The sequence below is a fragment of the Phenylobacterium aquaticum genome (genome assembly GCF_022695515.1).
Classification (GTDB): Bacteria; Pseudomonadota; Alphaproteobacteria; order Caulobacterales; family Caulobacteraceae; genus Phenylobacterium; species Phenylobacterium aquaticum.
Genome location: NZ_JALDPT010000088.1, coordinates 1 through 1,408, shown reverse-complemented (window position 1 = coordinate 1,408; position 1,408 = coordinate 1). Strand labels below are relative to the sequence as shown.

General features: G+C 68.5%; 1 protein-coding gene. It reads right to left on the bottom strand.

Features of this window, described 5'->3' with window-relative positions:
- Positions 1-1,240, bottom strand: a 1,240-nt coding sequence (locus MQH10_RS26205) for a HAMP domain-containing protein (RefSeq protein WP_242566899.1), incomplete at its 3' end; no start/stop codon positions are given.
- Positions 1,241-1,408: the final 168 nt, after the last annotated feature.

Genomic DNA, 1,408 nt, shown 5'->3' with positions numbered 1-1,408 from the left:
CGGCCTCACCCGAGAGCTCCGCGTCCTTGGAGGACTGACGGGCGATCTTCTCGGTCTGGCTGGCGTTGTCGGCGTTCTGTTTGATGTTGGAGGCCATTTGCTCCATCGAGGCCGAGGCCTCCTCGGCCGCCGCGGCCTGTTCGGTGGCGCCCTGGCTCACCTGTTCGGCCGCGGACGAGAGCTGTTCGCTGCCGGCCGAGACATTCTCCGAAGCCGAGATCGCGTCGGAGACCACGCCGCGCAGGCGCTCCACCATGCGTTCCAGCGCCAGGCCAAGGGTGTCCTTGTCGGAGCGCGGCTTGACGTGAACCGTGAGGTCGCCGTCGGCGATGGTGTCGGCCAGGACGGCGGTCTCGCGCAGATTGGCGACCATCCGCTCGAAGGACTTGCCCAGGACGTCCTTGTCCGACAGCGGCTGGGGCTGGACCGACAGATCGCCGGCCGCGAGGGTGTCGGCGACCTGAGCCGTGGCGCGGAGATTGGCGGTCATGACATTGACCGTCTCGATCAGGTCCTTGATCTCGTCATTGGTCGTGGTCTTGACCGAGGCGCTGAGGTCGCCGATCGCGACGGCCTCGGCGATGACGGCGATCTTGCGCAGGCCCCGGCTGACGGTGAGCGACAGCCACACGGCCATGGCGATCGCAGTGGCGAGCGAGGCGACGGCCACCAGCATCATCACCAGGCGGGTGGTGTCATAGGCCGCGTCGGTGCGGGTGTTGGTGTCGTCGAGCTCTTTCTGTTCCAGGGCCTCAATGTCCTTCACCGCCAGGGCGGCGTCGGCGGCGTAGCGGCGGCCCTGGGTGGAGGAGAGCGCCGCGGCCTCGGCCCGACGGCCGGCGTTCATGGCCGCATTGACCTTGTCATTGGTGTCGGTGAACCCGATCCAGGCCTGATGCACCGCATCCCACTTGGCCAGGCTGTCGGCCGTGGCGATCTTGCGGGCCTTCTCGTAGTCGGCGTTAAAGGCGTCCCGTTCCTGGGCCCCCGTGCGCTCCATCGCTTCGCGCTGCTCGCCGGCGGCGTCGAGAATGATGTCCTTCTCGGCGTTGGCGACGTTGATCAGATGGATGTGCAGCTGCTGGGCGAGGCGGATGCGGGCTACCGGCCCGCCCACGGCGTCGTCGAACTCGCTGTTCGACTTGGCCGCGCTGGCCAGTCCAAAGACCGTGGTGATCGCCAGCAGCGCGATGATGGCGCCGAAGGCGAGACCCAGCTTGAGTTTGATCGTGAAGCGCATGGCTCAGTCTCTCGGTCTTTGAACGGGTCGGACGTCAGTAGTCGGTGAAGTCGTCGTCGGCCGGGTCGGCGCCGCCCTGGGACATGTCCAGGGCGAAGCCCTGGGCCAGGGCCTGCTGGGCGGCGACCGGGGCACGGGCGGGGCGGCGGACCGGCGCCGGGCGGGCGG